Annotated in this window: 15 protein-coding genes and 1 other RNA gene; 12 read left to right on the forward strand and 4 right to left on the reverse strand. The window is 43.7% G+C overall.

The window, feature by feature from the left end; translation table 11 throughout:
* Window positions 1-495: 495 nt before the first annotated feature.
* The gene (locus L0992_04750) at window positions 496-1,572 is read left to right on the forward strand and encodes an efflux RND transporter periplasmic adaptor subunit (protein XGB67996.1); all 1,077 of its coding nucleotides are present in this window, start codon (window positions 496-498) and stop codon (window positions 1,570-1,572) included.
* Complete coding sequence (gene vexH, locus L0992_04755) at window positions 1,572-4,685, forward strand: vibriobactin export RND transporter permease subunit VexH (GenBank protein ID XGB67997.1); 3,114 nt, start codon at window positions 1,572-1,574, stop codon at window positions 4,683-4,685. Before L0992_04750 ends, vexH begins: the two co-directional genes overlap by 1 nt.
* Before the next feature lie 125 nt (window positions 4,686-4,810).
* On the opposite strand, the gene L0992_04760 is transcribed toward vexH, so the two are convergent.
* Entirely contained in the window at window positions 4,811-5,404 is a 594-nt protein-coding gene (locus L0992_04760; protein ID XGB67998.1) for a thioredoxin domain-containing protein, read from the reverse strand.
* Window positions 5,405-5,590: 186 nt separating this feature from the next.
* On the opposite strand from L0992_04760, the gene L0992_04765 reads away from it, so the two are divergent.
* Together L0992_04765 and L0992_04770 are read left to right on the forward strand one after the other, a co-directional pair.
* Entirely contained in the window at window positions 5,591-5,911 is a 321-nt protein-coding gene (locus L0992_04765) for a DUF1244 domain-containing protein (protein XGB67999.1), read from the forward strand.
* A 142-nt stretch (window positions 5,912-6,053) separates the two neighbouring features.
* Window positions 6,054-7,385, forward strand: a complete 1,332-nt coding sequence (locus tag L0992_04770) for an IS4 family transposase (protein XGB68000.1) — start codon at window positions 6,054-6,056, stop codon at window positions 7,383-7,385.
* A 57-nt stretch (window positions 7,386-7,442) separates the two neighbouring features.
* On the opposite strand, the gene L0992_04775 is transcribed toward L0992_04770, so the two are convergent.
* Window positions 7,443-8,510, reverse strand: a complete 1,068-nt coding sequence (locus L0992_04775) for a PLP-dependent cysteine synthase family protein (protein ID XGB68001.1) — start codon at window positions 8,508-8,510, stop codon at window positions 7,443-7,445.
* Between the two features lie 147 nt (window positions 8,511-8,657).
* Here L0992_04775 and L0992_04780 point away from each other — a divergent pair, with 147 nt between their 5' ends.
* Window positions 8,658-9,113 (forward strand): Lrp/AsnC family transcriptional regulator, encoded by a 456-nt coding sequence (locus L0992_04780; GenBank protein XGB68002.1) that lies wholly within the window; start codon window positions 8,658-8,660, stop codon window positions 9,111-9,113.
* 71 nt (window positions 9,114-9,184) lie between these two features.
* Window positions 9,185-9,850 (forward strand): hypothetical protein, encoded by a 666-nt coding sequence (locus L0992_04785; protein ID XGB68003.1) that lies wholly within the window; start codon window positions 9,185-9,187, stop codon window positions 9,848-9,850.
* A gap of 119 nt (window positions 9,851-9,969) precedes the next feature.
* On the opposite strand, the gene tesB is transcribed toward L0992_04785, so the two are convergent.
* Window positions 9,970-10,830, reverse strand: a complete 861-nt coding sequence (gene tesB / locus L0992_04790; protein XGB68004.1) for an acyl-CoA thioesterase II — start codon at window positions 10,828-10,830, stop codon at window positions 9,970-9,972.
* Between the two features lie 168 nt (window positions 10,831-10,998).
* Between tesB and L0992_04795 the strand changes: the two genes are divergently transcribed.
* Window positions 10,999-11,439 (forward strand): YbaY family lipoprotein, encoded by a 441-nt coding sequence (locus L0992_04795; GenBank protein ID XGB68005.1) that lies wholly within the window; start codon window positions 10,999-11,001, stop codon window positions 11,437-11,439.
* 76 nt (window positions 11,440-11,515) lie between these two features.
* Here L0992_04795 and L0992_04800 read toward each other — a convergent pair whose 3' ends face one another.
* On the reverse strand, window positions 11,516-11,818 hold the full coding sequence (locus L0992_04800) for an MGMT family protein (GenBank protein ID XGB68006.1): 303 nt from the start codon (window positions 11,816-11,818) through the stop codon (window positions 11,516-11,518).
* 51 nt (window positions 11,819-11,869) lie between these two features.
* Between L0992_04800 and L0992_04805 the strand changes: the two genes are divergently transcribed.
* From L0992_04805 to L0992_04825, 5 genes are all read left to right on the forward strand, one after another.
* Window positions 11,870-12,613 carry a hypothetical protein gene (locus L0992_04805; GenBank protein ID XGB68007.1) on the forward strand — a complete coding sequence of 248 codons (744 nt, stop codon included), beginning with the start codon at window positions 11,870-11,872 and terminating at the stop codon, window positions 12,611-12,613.
* A 246-nt stretch (window positions 12,614-12,859) separates the two neighbouring features.
* Window positions 12,860-12,956: signal recognition particle sRNA small type (ffs, locus tag L0992_04810), an RNA gene on the forward strand.
* A gap of 495 nt (window positions 12,957-13,451) precedes the next feature.
* The gene (locus L0992_04815) at window positions 13,452-14,867 is read left to right on the forward strand and encodes an undecaprenyl-phosphate glucose phosphotransferase (GenBank protein XGB68008.1); all 1,416 of its coding nucleotides are present in this window, start codon (window positions 13,452-13,454) and stop codon (window positions 14,865-14,867) included.
* Complete coding sequence (locus L0992_04820; GenBank protein ID XGB68009.1) at window positions 14,851-16,155, forward strand: outer membrane beta-barrel protein; 1,305 nt, start codon at window positions 14,851-14,853, stop codon at window positions 16,153-16,155. Before L0992_04815 ends, L0992_04820 begins: the two co-directional genes overlap by 17 nt.
* 2 nt (window positions 16,156-16,157) lie before the next feature.
* Window positions 16,158-16,769, forward strand: coding sequence for a polysaccharide export protein (locus L0992_04825; protein XGB68010.1), 612 nt, complete (start codon window positions 16,158-16,160; stop codon window positions 16,767-16,769).
* The last annotated feature ends 5 nt before the right edge of the window (window positions 16,770-16,774 follow it).

Here is a 16,774-nt window from a genome sequence, read left to right on the forward strand (position 1 = left end):
ATCTCTCAAGTGCGGAGCGCATCATAGCAAACACGTTAAACGTGTAAAGGGTTTTTCTTATGGTTTTGTGTTAAATGCTGCCTTTTTGGGCAAAGATGGCGAAAAGTACGCATATTGCTCGTGAAGTGAACATCTGTACTAAGGTTTACGTACTGAGGGGTAACACCTTGAGGTGATTGGCTTTCTGTATTGTGTTCAATGTGTCTAAAGCGTGATGAAACGTAAATGGAATTTAATCTAGATTTACACTTCTTGACGTTACAGTATTCATTAGTTGATAGAATACGGTTAATTTCATTTATAGATAATAATACCAATCGTAGTAAATCCAGGTGTCATCCTAGCTTGTTAAAATGCTCGATAACGGCGTTAGAATTTTTGATTGTAGAATAACTACTTATCGAAAATCCTGTCTTGTTCTCAAGCCTTTTTCCTACGCTATTTCTGACCACTTGCTCACTGTGATTGGTATAACCTTACTTGCAGACCATTATTATGAAGCATAAATCTGTTATAACCCTGCTTAGCTTGTCTATTCTTATGGCGTCTCCAGCCGCACTTGCTAAACGAATGGGCCCTAGCACTGTCACTGTTGTTACTGAGCAGGTTGATATTCACCAAGTTAGCCAATCTCTTTCTTTGGTCGGTAAGTTAGAAGCCGAACAATCTGTAATGATCACTTCTGAAGTGGCTGGCCGAGTCGACTCTATCAAGATCAAAGCGAACCAAGATGTCACCAAAGGACAGATGTTGGTTCAGCTAGACGACGACAAAGCGAAAGCAGCCGTCGCAGAAGCTCAAGCATATCTAAAAGACGAACAACGTAAGCTAGCGGAATTTCAACGCCTAGTGAAACGTAACGCGATCACTCAAACGGAAATCGATGCACAGAAAACCAATGTTGAAATTGCAAATGCTCGTTTAGCTGCGGCAAATGCCAACCTAAAAGATCTGCACATTAGCGCGCCTTTCTCTGGCACGGTCGGTTTTATCGACTTTAGCCGAGGCAAAATGGTGACATCAGGTACTGAACTGGTGACTCTAGATGATCTGTCTGTGATGCAGCTAGACCTTCAAATCCCTGAGCGTTACCTTTCGAAACTGTCTAAAGGCATGACAGTAACGGCTCGCACCAGTGCGTGGGGTGATACTCAGTTTACCGGTACAGTGGTTGGCATTGATTCTCGTATCAACGCTGAAACCCTGAACCTGCGAGTTCGAATTCACTTCGACAACAATAACGATTACCTAAAGCCAGGCATGTTAGTGGCAGCGGATATGGACTTCCCACCAGTGGAAGCGCCAATCATTCCAGTTCAAGCGCTTGAGTATTCAGGTACGAAGCGTTTCGTTTATGTTATTGACGAAGATAACAAAGCGACTCGTACCGAAGTTTTCCTTGGCGCACGTATCGATAACGAAGTTGTGATCGAAAAGGGCATCGAGATTGGCCAGAAAATCGTTGTGCAAGGCATTGTGAATATGCGTGACGGTGTGTTGGTTCAAGAGCTCGCTGTTAATCGCCCTGCGGATGCCGCAAGCGATAAAAAAGCACAAGAAGGTGCTAACTAATGTTGTTATCTGATGTTTCTGTAAAGAGACCAGTAGCGGCTGTCGTATTGAGCCTGCTATTGGTTGTGTTTGGTATTGTCTCTTTCAATAAGCTCGCCGTGCGTGAGATGCCAGATATTGAAAGCCCAGTGGTTTCGATCAGTACTCGTTACGAGGGTGCATCGGCTACCATCATTGAAAGCCAAATAACCTCCAATCTTGAAGACCAGTTATCCGGTATCAGTGGTATCGATGAGATCGAATCCACGACGCGTAACGGTATGTCGCGTATCACGATTACTTTCGAACTGGGTTACGACCTTAATACAGGTGTCAGTGATGTTCGTGATGCGGTAGCTCGTGCGCAGCGTTCTTTGCCTGATGAAGCCGACGATCCGATTGTTTATAAGAACAACGGTAGCGGTGAAGCATCGGTTTATATCAACCTAAGTTCAACCGAGATGGACCGAACGCAGTTAACTGACTACACCGAGCGTGTGTTGATTGACCGCTTTAGTTTGATCTCAGGCGTGAGCTCAGTGGATATCTCGGGTGGCTTGTACAAAGTAATGTACGTGAAGCTGAAACCTGCTCTGATGGCTGGACGTGGTGTGACTGCGTCGGACATTACTGCAGCGCTGAACAGTGAGAACATTGAAAGCCCGGGTGGTGAAGTACGTAACGATGCGATCGTGATGTCGGTTCGTACTGCGCGTTCTTATGCTGAAGCTAAAGATTTCGAATACCTCGTTGTAAAACGTGCTTCTGATAACACACCTATTTACTTGAAAGATGTAGCGGATGTTTACATCGGTGCCGAGAACGAAAACTCGACCTTTAAGAGTGACGGCGTTGTTAACGTAAGTATGGGTATTGTGCCTCAATCAGATGCAAACCCACTTGAGGTGGCTGACTTAGTCCATAAAGAAGTCGAAGCGATTCAGAAATTCCTGCCTGACGGTACGCGTTTGGCTGTTGATTATGACTCAACGGTCTTTATCGATCGTTCTATCTCAGAGGTATACAGCACACTCTTTATTACGGGTGGCTTGGTTATCCTTGTGCTTTACGTCTTTATTGGTCAAGCCCGTGCAACGTTGATCCCAGCAGTAACGGTTCCTGTATCTTTGATCTCGTCGTTTATCGCAGCATACTACTTTGGTTTCTCTATTAACCTGATTACCTTGATGGCTCTTATCCTATCTATCGGTTTGGTTGTAGATGACGCCATCGTAGTAGTAGAGAATATTTTCCACCATATTGAGCGCGGCGAATCGCCATTGCTTGCCGCTTATAAAGGTACCCGTGAAGTAGGCTTTGCGGTAATCGCAACGACGCTTGTATTGGTAATGGTATTCCTACCAATCTCGTTCATGGATGGCATGGTAGGCCTTCTGTTTACTGAGTTCTCGGTATTGTTGGCGATGTCGGTGATCTTCTCGTCTGTCGTGGCATTAACGTTAACGCCAGTTCTAGGCAGTAAGATCCTAAAAGCGAATGTGAAACCTAACCGCTTCAACTTATTCATTGAGCGCGTGTTCGGCAAGCTTGAAAAAGGTTACAGAGCGGTATTGCGCCGTGCTCTAAACTGGCGTTGGGCAGCTCCAATCATCATTATCGCATGTATGGGCGGTAGTTATGGTTTGATGCAACAAGTGCCTTCGCAACTGACTCCACAAGAAGACCGTGGTGTTATCTTTGCGTTCGTTCGTGGTGCTGATGCAACCAGTTATAACCGTATGTCTGCCAACATGGACATCGTTGAAGAGCGCCTAATGCCGTTACTTGGTCAAGGTTTCTTGAAATCATTCAGCATTCAATCACCAGCATTTGGTGGTAATGCGGGTGACCAAACAGGCTTCGTTATCATGATCCTAGAAGACTGGGACGAACGTGATGTGACGGCGCAAGAAGCCTTGAACGAAGTTCGTAAATCGTTGAATGGTATTCCTGATGTGCGTGTATTCCCGTTCATGCCTGGCTTCAAAGGTGGTTCAAGTGAGCCAGTCCAATTCGTACTTGGTGGTTCTGATTACTCTGAACTTCAGAAGTGGGCAGAGCTCTTAAAGCAAGCGGCTGAAGACTCTCCAATGATGGAAGGCGCGGACATCGATTACTCTGAGAAAACACCAGAGCTATTGGTTACTGTAGACAAGCAGCGTGCTGCAGAGTTAGGTGTGAGTGTTTCTGATATTTCAGACACCTTGGAAATCATGCTGGGCGGCCGCAGTGAAACCACTTTCGTTGACCGTGGTGAAGAGTACGATGTTTACCTGCGTGGTGATGAGAACAGCTTCAACAACGCGAACGATTTAAGCCAAATCTACATGCGGACTCAATCTGGCGAATTAGTTACGCTTGATACACTGACGCACATTGAAGAAGTGGCATCATCGATTCGTTTGTCGCACTACAATAAGCAAAAGTCGGTGACCATCAAAGCGAACCTAATGGAAGGTTACACGCTGGGTGATGCGCTAGATTTCCTTGATGAACAAGCGATCGAGCAACTGCCGGGTGATATCTCAGTGAGCTACTCTGGTGAGTCTAAAGACTTCAAAGAGAACCAATCGAGCATCTTAGTAGTGTTTGCGTTAGCAATGTTGGTGGCGTACTTGGTACTTGCGGCGCAGTTTGAGAGCTTCATTAACCCGCTGGTGGTGATGTTCACCGTACCGATGGGTATCTTTGGTGGTTTCTTAGGCTTGGTGCTGATGAGTCAAGGTCTCAACGTATACAGCCAGATCGGTATGATCATGTTGATCGGCATGGTAACCAAAAACGGTATCTTGATCGTAGAGTTTGCTAACCAACTGCGTGACCGTGGTATCGAGTTTGAAAAGGCGATCATTGATGCTTCGGCTCGACGTTTACGTCCAATCATGATGACAGCATTTACTACGCTAGCAGGCGCAATCCCATTGATTACCTCAACGGGTGCGGGCTATGAAAGCCGAGTGGCGGTGGGTACGGTTATCTTCTTCGGTATGGGCTTTGCGACTTTGGTTACTCTGTTCGTAATCCCAGCGATGTATCGATTGATTTCTGGTACAACACGTTCTCCGGGTCACGTAGAAGCGCTTCTAAACAAAGAGCTAAGCCATGACAACGTGGGCAGAACCAGCCACGGTTAATCTAATTGCCTAGTAACGCTGATTAGCAGCAACACTAATTAATAAAGCCCGACAACTTACTCGTTGTCGGGCTTTTTGTTGCTTATGAGATATAAGTTTAGAAAGACAAGCTTATCTATTGAACCCTATAAGTCGCTAAGGTATTGAAGGGTTTCAAGCAGTTCATCCATTGAGCGATGACCTCTCAAGTTCACCATGTAGCGGCCGTTTACGATGAAAGTCGGAATGCTAGCAATGGCGGTTTGTTCTGTTTTCGTTGCTGCGTCTTCCATCAACTTAGCCCATTGTTGCTGTTGGCTTTCCGTCATATCTTCTAGCTTCACAAGCTTATGCTTTTTGAAGAAGGTATTGATGTCGGTGGGTTGGAGTGGGCTCTTGGTTTGAACCATCAAAAACAGTTCATTGAGCACATCATGAGATAAGTTCGGCTGTTGAACCAATACCGCGTAGTAAAGGCTGGCCGCTTGTTGTGTCGATTCATTAAAAATAACGTGAGTACGATGCAATGTTAGTTCGCCAGAAGCTTCTTTATCTTTGAGTAGCTCAGTCATCTGCCAACAAGGTGTGCAGGTTAATGAGAAAAACTTGTCTATCTGATGGTCTGTTGAATAAGGATTCTCTAGAAGTGTGTATTGCTCGCCTTCAGTAGGAGATGCATAAGTGACTGAGCTAAAAATGATAGATGCTAATAAGAAAACTACGGCTTGAAATCGTTTCATGGGAGTTCCGGTTTATCGGTGTAGTGACAAAAAATGCCCATCACACAAGGTGCAATAGGCTTGGTATTGGTTTATTGATGAATGTTTTGAAAAGCCTGCGTTTGCTCCTAGCGAAATGCGGGCTTTTTTTGTATAACAATGTCTGCTCAACACATTAAAAAATGAAAACTATTAAGGGACACCAAAGTGGCTGAATTTAAATACAAAGATCTTTCTCAAGAAGAACAAGACAAGCTGGATGCAGCAACCTTTCGTCGCCTGTTAGCACACCTAGACAACAACAAAGACGTACAAAACATCGACCTGATGATCTTGGCTGGCTTCTGCCGTAACTGCTTCAGTAAATGGTACAAAGCGGAAGCTGAGCAAAAAGGACTAGATCTTGATATCGATGACGCTCGTGAGCGTGTATACGGCATGAGTTACGATGAGTGGAAACAAAACCATCAACCAAAAGCAACACCAGAACAACTGGCAGCTTTTGAAGCGAAGCAAAAACCAGAATAATTTCGTGTTATTGGTAACCGATGACACACAAAAAGAGCCCATAAAGGGTAATGCCGATCAGTTAAGAAATTTGTGAGATCATTTGACCGATCCTCAAAAGGCTTCAGAATCCGATATTAGGAAACTAATATCGGATTTTTTTATGTCTTTAGAAAGCCAACTTGCCAATACTTTTCAGTCATGTAATACCTTTCACCACTTTGAAAAATACTCTGAAATTCTTAGTCCAGAGCTTATCCAGCAGGGTTTTGAGCAAGCTGGCGTCGCAACCGTTAGAAGAAGACGGTTACCTTTGGAGGCTGTACTTTGGTCCGTTGTTGGAATGAGTCTCTTTCGTCAACAATCTGTTTGGGATATCGCTAACCAACTCGATTTTGTTCTGCCAGACAAACAGCGCTTTGTTGCCCCAAGTGCTGTTGTTCAAGCGAGACAGAGATTAGGCGAAGAAGGTGTTAAGCAAGTCTTTAAGAAGATGGCTGCGCATAGCTATCAATCGTCTAACTTCGAAACTTGGTGTGGACTAAACCTTCTATCCGTCGATGGTGTCGTTTGGAGAACGACAGATACACCTGAAAATCATCAAGAGTTTAAAGCACAAAGCAATCAATCATCTGAGAATATTTACCCTAAGGTACGTATGGTTTGCTTGATGGAGCTTACAAGTCATCAACTAATCGATAGTACATTCTCTGACTATCGCACCAGCGAAATGCGCCTTGCAGAAGAACTCATTGAACAAACCCCCGATCATTCGTTGACTATTTTTGACAAAGGATACTACTCTCTAGGGCTACTTAATCGCTGGAATAAGGTAGGCAAAGAAAGGCATTGGATGCTCCCTGTGAAAAAAGACTTCCAGTATGAAGTCGTTCATAAATACAGTCAGAGTGACGCTATCGTTGATATAAAAACGACACATCAGGCAAGAAAGAAGTTCAGTGATCTCCCTGAGACAATAGAAGCAAGGTTAGTGTCGAAAATTATCAAAGGAAAGACATATCAGGTGCTTACATCAATGCGTGATGGGTTGCGCTTTCCTGGTGAAGACATCGTAGAGCTTTATCGCTATCGTTGGGAAATCGAATTAGGCTATCGGGAAATGAAGCAAACCTTGCTTGATAGTGAGTATACATTACGAAGTAAGCGCCCAGATATGGTCAAGCAGGAGCTCTGGGGGATTTTGCTCGCCTATAACCTTATAAGACAAGTTATGACAAAGGCTGCGATTAAGTTAGATAGCGTCTGGCCAAATCAATTAAGCTTTACGAGTAGTGCTATGGCTGTGACTCAATACTTCGCGGCTTTACCTTTAACGAGTCCTGGAAAACTTCCTAAACATTATGAAGTCTTACTCAAGCAAATATCCATGTTTACCCTGCCACCTCGAAGAGAAGATAGAAGTTACCCTCGTTGGGTGAAACTGAAACCCAAAAAATATGCAACGAACAGAAAAAATGCCAGTCAGCTTAACTGACTGGCATTACCCATAAAGGGCTCTTTTCTATTTTGGTACGGGTGCTTCTTCTCGGGCTTACGCTAGCTCACCGGTTTGAGAGAAAGCTTCCAACTTCGCTGCGTAAGGTTGTAGGTCACCAATGTTGTTGTTCACCCACTCGTCATTGAAGTAAGTGTCTAGGTAACGCTCGCCGCTATCACAAAGCAAAGTCACGATAGAGCCTTTCTCACCGCGCGCTTTCATCTCGCTTGCCAGTTGAAGCACACCGTACATGTTGGTACCCGTAGATGCGCCAACCTTGCGGCCAAGAATGTCAGATAACCAATGTGTGGTAGCGATGCTTGCTGCATCTGGAATCTTACGCATTTCGTCAACCACACCAGGGATGAAGCTTGGTTCTGCTCGTGGGCGACCAATGCCTTCAATCTTGCTGAATGTGTTGCCTTTCACGTTCGTATTACCCGTTTTGAAGTACTCATGGAATACTGAGTTCTCAGGGTCGACAACACAAAGCTTAGTCTCATGCTGTTGGTAACGAATAAAACGGCCGATCGTTGCTGAAGTACCACCCGTACCCGGGCTCATTACTACCCAAGTTGGAACCGGGTGATCTTCCATCTGCATTTGATTGAAAATCGAGTTCGCGATGTTGTTGTTACCACGCCAGTCTGTTGCGCGTTCAGCGTAAGTAAATTGATCCATGTAATGGCCATTAAGCTCCGTCGCTAAACGGCGAGACTCGTCGTAAATTTCATCTGAACGGTCAACAAGGTGTGCTTGGCCGCCGTAGAATTCAATCTGCTCAATCTTTTTCTTCGCTGTGCATTTTGGCATTACCGCAATAAATGGAAGACCAAGTAGACGAGCAAAGTACGCTTCAGACACAGCCGTGCTGCCAGATGAAGATTCAATGATCGTTGTTTCTGGGCCAACCCAACCGTTACAGATAGCGTATAAGAACAGAGAACGCGCCAAACGGTGCTTCAAAGAGCCTGTTGGGTGTGTGCTTTCATCTTTAAGGTAGATATCAATGCCTTCGATGCTTGGAAGGTCTAGTTTGATAAGGTGCGTATCCGCTGAGCGTTGGTAGTCGGCTTCAATTTTACGAATCGCGTTGTTAATCCATTGATGGTCAGTGCACATAAGCGTTCTCCTGATCTTGTGTAGGAATTCTTTGTAATTGGTATGGTTATAATTTAGCTAGAACTGGAGAGAAAAACTTTGCCATATTTGCTTTATTTTGACTAAAATGTAGAAAATTATTCTATTTAAATGCGATTTGGTGAAAGTGTGATAGATGCCGTAGATAAAAAAATATTAGGGTTGTTACAGGAAGACAGCACGCTGTCACTGAACGATATTTCTGAAGCAGTTAACCTCACGACAACGCCTTGCTGGAAAAGACTCAAGCGTCTTGAAGAGAACGGTATTATCGAAAAAAGGGTGGCGTTGCTGAACCCTGAGAAGTTAGATCTTTCTTTTACCGCGTTCGTATTGGTTAAGACCAGTGATCATTCTCATGAGTGGTATGGGCGCTTTGTGAATACTGTGTCGGACTTTCCAGAAGTGATGGAGTTCTATCGCATGGCCGGTGAGTATGATTATATGATGAAGGTGCAGGTTAAAGACATGAAGTGCTTTGATGACTTCTATAAGCGCTTAGTTAACAGCATTGATGGGATTTCTAATGTGACCTCAACATTTGCTATGGAACCATTGAAATACACAACAGCGTTGCCACTATAATTAGCCTTAGCACCAAGCTACATCTTGTCTCAGTTTAGACATCGCCTCTGCGATAAAGAAAAGGATTATTCATGTTTTCAAAAGTCTCTACCGCTATCCAACTGGTGTTAGCTGTCTCCATTTTTTATTTGGGCTACACCATCTACTCGTTCACCAATAAAGTCGGTGAAATCGTCGACACCTATCCGCAGGTTATTGAAGACTTATCGGGCCTCACCAAAGGATTAAAAGTCGAAGAGATGTTAGCGTTTGCTGAGCATGTCAGTGAATTGGCTCCTCAGGTATTAAACACGGTTGATGAAGTGAGAAAAACCATCGATCAAGTTAACCAAACCGTTTCGTCTGTTGATGGCAAAATTCCCGCGATTTTGGATGAAGTGAAAAACGTTCGCACCGAAGTTGAGCAGGTAAGAACAGAGGTTATCCCACCAACATTGACGGAATTGAAGCGCTATCGTGTCGATGTGATGCCACCAATGCTTGCGGAAAGTAAGTCTTACCGCGAACAAACTATCCCTGTTGTTGTGGCTGAATCTGAAATGCTGAGAGCCGAAGTGCCGGGTATCTTGGATCAAGCAAACCTACTAGCAGATAAGAGTAAAGCACTCGCTCAGGGCGCTGCCGAAGGTGCTGTGAAAGGGGTAGTGCTGTCACCATTCAACCTGCTTAGAGATGCGGGAGACGGCATTAAAACGCGAGTTCAAAGTGAATTCGAGCCTACGCTAGAAACTGAATAGAACTATTGATTTTTGAACAACGGTTCTCCGTTGATGTTAGAAAAAAAGGGGCTAGGTATGATACCTAGCCCCTTATTGTTTGGCGTGCGTGTGTTGTGTTTGTAAAAAAAGCCTACTGGTTACTTAGTAAAGCGCATCACACCTTCTTGAACGGCGGTCGCTACTAGCTCACCTTTTTGGTTATAGATCTCGCCGCGCACTAGGCCACGAGTGTTCGCCGCTGTCGGGCTTTCAATCGCATAAAGCAACCACTCATCCATCTTGAACGGGCGGTGGAACCAGATTGAGTGGTCAATCGTCGCAACTTGGAAGTTTGGCGTCATGATAGACACTTCATGAGGATGTAGCGCCGTCACCAAGAACCCCCAATCCGATGCGTAAGCAAGCAGGTATTGGTGAATAAGTTGGTTATCAGGCAGCGCGCCATTCGCTCTCACCCAAAGGTACTGCTTTGCTTCAGTCTTTTTAGGTTTAAGTGGGTTAACGACAGTAACAGGGCGCATCTCGATCGGTTTTTCACCACAGAAGGTCTTACGTAGCTTCTCAGGTAAGAATTCCGCAATGTGGCTCGCTAGCTCAGTTTCAGAAGCAAAGTTCTCTGGCCCAGGGATGTTTGGCATTTCATTTTGGTGTTCAAAACCTGGTGCATCACCGTGGTAAGAAGCCGTGAGATAGAAAATAGGGCGGCCATTTTGAATCGCTTTAACACGGCGTGTGCTGAAGCTGCGTCCATCTCTTAGGTTCTCAACATCGTAAATAATTGGTTTTTCAGGATCGCCGGGAAACAGAAAATAACTGTGGAACGAGTGAACACTACGGTCATCTTGAACAGTATAACGAGCAGCCGAAAGCGCTTGTCCCAATACCTGACCGCCGTAAACTTGTGGCAGACCAAGGTTCTCACTTTGCCCACGGAATAAACCTTCTTCCAGTTTCTCTAGCTGAAGTAAACTTAGTAATTCTTGTAAAGGTTGACTCATCGCCAGCATTCCTCTTCGTAAAATGGATGTCAGATTATGGTGTTAATCATTAAGATTAGTCAGATATCTGTCAATAAATCATAGGGTTTCAAGACAGAATATGAAAGCTCTCTTATAATTGGTGGGTAGATTTGCCGAGTCCGGCAAACATGTTGAGAGAAATTGAATATGAAAAAGGCTCTAATTCTTATTACGTCTTTAGTATCGTTTGGCCTACTTGTTGGCTGCCAAGCAACATCAGAAACGAACGCTTCTCAGGAAGTGGTTGCAGAGAACACTCAAGTGATTTCAGGAACAGTAAGCTATCGCGAAAGAATTGCATTGCCAGAGAATGCAGTGGTTACCGTTACGCTAGAAGATATTTCACTGGCTGACGCACCATCTACTGTTATCGCAACTCAAGAATTCACCACTGACGGTAAGCAAGTACCGTTCGCATTCAAACTGAGTTACGACAACAACAAAATTCAACCTAACCACCGTTACAACATGCGCGCATCGATTCATGTTGACGGCAAACTGCGTTTCACAACTGACACCATTAAGTCAGTGATTACAGACGTAGAAAACACGCAACAAGCAGACCTACGCTTGGTTGGTGTTCGTTAATTAAAATAGATGCCACTGTTAAGGCATCTTGATTAGCTAATTCGTCTTTTAGCTAACTCGGTGATAAGTGGCAGCTCTAGGGCTGCCATTTGTATATTCTGAGTTTGACCTTTCCTGCATCACTTACTTCTATCCCTTCTTCAACCAGATGCTTCTTCTGACGATCGAACGAATCGCCCTTCAAAGAGATCTCGCCTTTGCTGTTGATCACACGATACCAAGGCAGTTTGCTTCCTTCTGGTAAATTACCCAGCGCTTTTCCTACATGCCGCGCATAGCCCGGAAATCCTGAAAAACGTGCTATGTCTCCATAAGTTGTTACTTTCCCATATGGAATTTGGTGAATCACAGCAAAGATTTGGCTCAAAAATTGGTCCATACTAAATGTTCCTAGTTCATTAATACCACGGATCGGTAGAAGGAGAGAGCTATGGTTTTTTCGACATTTCAATTTCTAATTACAACATTATTAGCCGTTGTTTGCGCTAGAGCAATCAGTTTAAGTGAAGGGGACATCCCAGTGCTTGCTATGGTCATTCCTGCATTATGGATTCTTCCGCAGGGTGGTATCGCAGGTTTAGCTTTGCTTGCAGCCATGACGACTTACGGTTTAACCCTTCCTTTACAGCCAATCACGCTTTCAGTCAGTGCATGGGTGCTATTCCCACTGCTTATGGTTGTTTTCTCAAGACGCAGCAGTTTGTCCGTCGTGATTATTTCAGGTTTGATTGTCACCACCTTACAGGTTGGGATTATGGTCACGCAATCGGCAGGAAAGCTTGATGGTGCCCCTTGGATCACCACACTGCAAACTTTGTCTATCATCGTGATTTGGTGGGCCGCAAAACATCTGAAACCCGCGAGTCGACATAGCTGGTGGTCATTAGGATTAATCTTGCCATTATGGATAGCCGACTTACCTTATGCGGCTTTGGTGGCCTTGTGTGTCACGGGCATCATGGCATCGATGGAAACGCTTAATCGATTGAAAACTTTCCGTTGGAACAAACTCCTGTGTTGGACTTTGCCCACGGTTGGCTTTGCTGCTCTGGTGATAACCCCAAGCATTGAAGTGCCAAGCCCTGTGTTTGTGGTGTGGTTGTGTTTGTTGGGTACCGCATGGATGACAGACTACATCATTCGAACGGAAGAGAGTGAAGACGCCGACCTCTAGTTGTGATTCGATAATGGTTCGTTTTTCATGAACAGAGCTAAGCACACGCAACTTGAATGAATGTGTTATGAAACAAAGACAAAGGTGATGCTTTATCCGACAGTTTTACTGTGTGTTGGGTAAAGGGTAATCACTTGAACCACATTTGTTTAAAAAGAGTCGCTTTGTGCTTGCAATGGTTGCTGCGATGCTTAATAATCCAATCACTCTTTGAGGCAAGCCTCTTAGAAAAAGAATCTATGGAGGCTCTGGTCCTCCCGCAACACTAACTTGTGAACTCGGTCAGGCCTGGAAGGGAGCAGCCGCAGCAGGCGACGTGTGTGCCGGGATGTGGCTGGGGCTTCCACCCATTAAAAAAGCCGCTCTTAATGAGCGGCTTTTTGCTATCTGAAGTTTATGTAACGTTCCCGTCTCTCTTGTTTGTACTTGGACTTTATTTGATAGATCTAAAGCTTTTATATAGATGCTAATTAATAGGCGTTATATTTTTAGCAAATATAAATTAATGGTCTATTGATACTCTTAAGGTTATATCTCGCGAAATTCTTCAAAGTTTTAGTTAGTAAATTGTCAATTTTTTAAGATCGCGCGAATAAAACCAATATACGATTGAAAGTGCTCTTTAATGGCTATGGTGCATAGTGTACCCTTTACTGAGAGAGAGTTTGATAGACGTTAAATATGAACATCATGGATCTTTAATTAGACTGTAGCGTGTTTACTATAATTCCATACGAGCAACTCGTAGATTTATGTTTAGACCACATAAACTGGAGAGAAATTAGCTAATATCAAATGAATACAGTTAACGATATGTCTCGAGGTGTCTTTTTCGTTTATGAATACAAAACAAGCTCTGAAAATTGCAGAAGACGGCTATGCACCATTATTTAAAGCAACAGATTTTTTACTAATAAATCTGTCTTTAGCAGTTGTTATCAATACCGTATTTGTTGATGAAACCGCAATTGATGTGGCAGCGGCGTTTTTTGTCGCGACATTCTTTCTGTTATTCGGCGAGTATTGCCATTTATATCGTATTCATGTTCGTCGACGCCTGGACTCTTCTATTGTTCGAATTGTTGCGACAGCCTTCTTTACTTTGATCGCAATGGAGATCGTTAAATATAACGTAGAGGACTTAGTCGGAAGTCAATTAAGTCATTTTCACAATGGCTTGTATTATATTTGGTTTGCGAGCGCTATGTTGTCAACCATTCTAATTCGAGTTATTGCGTTTGCGATCTATCGATCGTGTTTTAAAAAGTACAAAAAGGTAAAGAGAATAGCGATTGTCGGACTATCACCAGCAGCGATTGCTTTGGAAAAGCAATTACTGATTTATTACAGGAGCCAAGACATAGAGATTGAGTTGTATGACGACCGTAAGGAAGAGCGGTTTGGGTACATGATTAAATCTCCTTATATTGGAACGGTAGATATTTTGGTTGAACAAGCGCAACACAACCAGATTGATGAGGTTTACATTGCCTTACCTATGGTCGCAAAAGAGCGAATTATTCAATGTCTGGAACTTTTGTCTGATACTACCGTTGATACTTTTATAGTCCCCGATCTATACAGCTATAACCTCTCGGCCTCTCAATTCAAGTCTGTTGGTAATGTACAAACGTTAAGTATCTTTGGTACTCCATTTGATGGGATAGGCGGAGTGATCAAGCGAATAGAAGATATTGTCTTAGCAAGCCTCATATTATTGCTTATTTCTCCCGTTCTTTGTGTGGTGGCTAGTGGAGTCAAATTAAGCTCCAAAGGCCCCGTTTTGTTCAAACAAGATCGTTATGGTCTAGGTGGTAAAAAGATAAAAGTATGGAAATTTCGCTCTATGAATGTGATGGAGAATGGTGATGATTTTAAGCAGGCAACGCTATCGGATCCTAGAGTGACCAAGTTTGGTGCATTTATTCGTCGAACATCACTAGATGAACTTCCGCAATTTTTCAATGTGCTACAAGGATCAATGTCTATTGTAGGGCCAAGACCTCATGCAGTTGCTCACAATGAGCAATATCGGAAGATTGTCTCTAACTATATGATTAGACACAAAATCAAGCCGGGTATAACAGGCTGGGCACAAATTAATGGCTATCGTGGAGAGACAGAAACCGTCGATAAAATGAGTAAACGGGTTCAGTATGACATCGTTTACTTACAGAACTGGTCGCTTTGGTTGGACATTAAAATAGTGTTTCTAACGGTATTTAAAGGGTTTGTTAGTGAAAAGGCGTACTAGCCTACTAAGTATTAGCGCTGTAGTTTTATTTGGTTTTGTTAGCCAAGTTTGTCATGCAGAGCTTACTCCCAAGTCGCATATCTCAGTAGCGGGTATCGATGTTCAGTCAGAAGTTGGCGCTGAGTATGGTCAGGATTCAAATGTGACATACCAAGTTAACCCTATGTACGAGATTGAATCAGCTTACACCAAATTAACACCGTACTTGCGTGCAGTAGGTGAGCGCGGAGAGGACCGCTATGTGTTGGTGTATTCTGGTGATTATTCTCGCTACGACAGTGCAAGCGATGATGATTACACTGACCATTTTTTAATGTTTCAATCTTCGTTGAGGTTTGGGCTTAAGCACGGTCTTGATTGGTTTATCCAGCAAGATTGGGGACATGAAGAACGGGGGACAGAGTTAACGGAAGGTTTCAATCCTACTCAGTTTACGTCTTTTGGAGTGAATACACCGTTACAAAACCGGTTCTTGAATAGTGAGATACGATATAGCTACGGAGCGCCTGAGGGGCGGGGGAAATTAGACCTCGCGTGGCAGGTTAAAGATATAGCGTTTGATGAGTTGGACGAAGTTCAAAGCGCATCCAGTGACTTCTACCATTATATAAAAGAACAGGAATGGAACGAAAATACTATAACTGCTGAATTGTTCGACCAGTATTCATCGCGGACTCGTTTTCGATACAGTCTAATTAGTAACCTACGAAGCTATGAAGCGAATTCGGCTAAGGATTCGAGTGAACATTATGCGCTTATCGGTTTGAAGTCCCAAAGAACGGGAAAGCTGTTAATAGAGACTGATTTAGCTTGGTTGTACAAGCGTTTTCCGAATAACAGAGAGGCGCAATCGTTCAGTGGTTTAAATTGGGACGCCAATATTAACTGGCAACCACTCAAGCATTCGAAGTGGTCTTTATATGGTTGGCGTAGAGTCAAAGACCCAACGGAAGAAGGTGGTTATATTCTTAACACTAAGGTCGGTCTATCGTGGGAACATCATTGGTGGGTCGAGAGGTTAAGTACTACGGTTGATTATGGAAGAGAAGTCGATGACTATCGGGTAGAACAGAATGATAGAAAGGATGATCTAGACGTTGCGTCAGTCACGTTAGGATATGATTTTCGGCCTTCTATTAGGCTTGAGTTGAACTATCAGTTCGCCCGCAAACGTTCGAGCGAGGATGAAGTCGTGTTTTTCATCGGAGATAACTCCCAATCCTCGGTGAGTCGTAAACTTGGCTATGACAAAAACACAATTGGATTGGCACTAAAGGTACAGATCTAGAGATGAAAAAAATAAAGCTACTGTTATTAGGTTACTGTGTGTTGATGGGCTGTATTAGTTTTGCTGCAGCCGCAAACACGATAGCACCTGAAAAAGAAGTGACAAATACTACTTCCATGACTCTTGAAAATAGCCATCATCCGGCTAACAGTGAGGCTCGAGAGTACCTTTTGGGGCCAGGGGACCAGATACGAATCTGGGTGTATGGGGAGAAAGAAATGTCGATGTCTTTAAAGATAGGCAAGCGTGGTGATATTAATTTTCCTTATATAGGTCGAGTACAGCTCTCAGGACAAACGACAGACTCGATAGAGCATGATATTGAAACTCGTTTGAAAGCTGGGTTTATTCGTTCGCCAATGGTGACCGTTACTATGGAAGGGTTCCGTAAATTTTACCTTCTTGGGGAAGTTGAAAACCCTAATGGCTACGAATATGAGCCCCAACTTACGGTAGAACAAGCGATTGCTATGGCCGGTGGCTTCACTGATCGGGCTGATAGAGGTGATATTAACATTCGCCCTTCAGGGAAAAAAGAAATGATAAAAAAAGTCGAGATGACACACTCTGTCTATCCCGGCGATGTTGTTATTGTTGAGAAGAGCTTTTTCTAAGGTGA

It is taken from the genome of Vibrio pomeroyi (genome assembly GCA_041879425.1).
Taxonomy (GTDB): Bacteria; Pseudomonadota; Gammaproteobacteria; order Enterobacterales; family Vibrionaceae; genus Vibrio; species Vibrio pomeroyi_A.

Excerpts from the sequence above, each read along its gene's own strand:
- L0992_04775 (XGB68001.1), bottom strand. The coding sequence starts at position 8,510 with ATGTGCACTGACCATCAATGGATTAACAACGCGATTCGTAAAATTGAA.
- L0992_04770 (XGB68000.1), top strand. The coding sequence starts at position 6,054 with ATGTCTTTAGAAAGCCAACTTGCCAATACTTTTCAGTCATGTAATACC.
- L0992_04805 (XGB68007.1), top strand. The coding sequence starts at position 11,870 with ATGGTTTTTTCGACATTTCAATTTCTAATTACAACATTATTAGCCGTT.
- vexH (XGB67997.1), top strand. The coding sequence starts at position 1,572 with ATGTTGTTATCTGATGTTTCTGTAAAGAGACCAGTAGCGGCTGTCGTA.
- L0992_04760 (XGB67998.1), bottom strand. The coding sequence starts at position 5,404 with ATGAAACGATTTCAAGCCGTAGTTTTCTTATTAGCATCTATCATTTTT.
- L0992_04750 (XGB67996.1), top strand. The coding sequence starts at position 496 with ATGAAGCATAAATCTGTTATAACCCTGCTTAGCTTGTCTATTCTTATG.
- L0992_04785 (XGB68003.1), top strand. The coding sequence starts at position 9,185 with ATGTTTTCAAAAGTCTCTACCGCTATCCAACTGGTGTTAGCTGTCTCC.
- L0992_04800 (XGB68006.1), bottom strand. The coding sequence starts at position 11,818 with ATGGACCAATTTTTGAGCCAAATCTTTGCTGTGATTCACCAAATTCCA.
- L0992_04825 (XGB68010.1), top strand. The coding sequence starts at position 16,158 with ATGAAAAAAATAAAGCTACTGTTATTAGGTTACTGTGTGTTGATGGGC.
- tesB (XGB68004.1), bottom strand. The coding sequence starts at position 10,830 with ATGAGTCAACCTTTACAAGAATTACTAAGTTTACTTCAGCTAGAGAAA.
- L0992_04815 (XGB68008.1), top strand. The coding sequence starts at position 13,452 with ATGAATACAAAACAAGCTCTGAAAATTGCAGAAGACGGCTATGCACCA.
- L0992_04795 (XGB68005.1), top strand. The coding sequence starts at position 10,999 with ATGAAAAAGGCTCTAATTCTTATTACGTCTTTAGTATCGTTTGGCCTA.